The 214-nt window shown below is 45.3% G+C and carries 1 protein-coding gene; it reads left to right on the top strand.

Annotation, left to right across the window (positions count from 1 at the left end):
• Positions 1-214 (top strand): hypothetical protein (locus tag LB465_RS18285; protein ID WP_224471337.1); only part of this gene is annotated, 214 nt, incomplete at both ends.

The following is a 214-nucleotide window of genomic DNA, read 5'->3' as shown; positions in this document are numbered from 1 at the left end:
CTTCCTGGTCTGAACTTGCTGCCGATACTTATACTGTTGTTGCAAGAAACGCTGACGGATGTGAATCGGAAGAGCTTTCTGTAACAATAAACGCTCAACCTGAAACTCCTGATGCTCCTGTAGTAGCCGGTGAAGTTTCTCAACCAACTTGTGACGAAGCAACCGGATCTTTCAGCATCACTGCTGAAACCGGAATGGAATATAGCTTTAATGG

The sequence above is a fragment of the Salegentibacter lacus genome, assembly GCF_020164555.1.
GTDB lineage: Bacteria > Bacteroidota > Bacteroidia > Flavobacteriales > Flavobacteriaceae > Salegentibacter > Salegentibacter lacus.
Note: the sequence above shows the minus strand (reverse complement) of the source record. Positions and strands in the feature narration are given on the sequence as shown.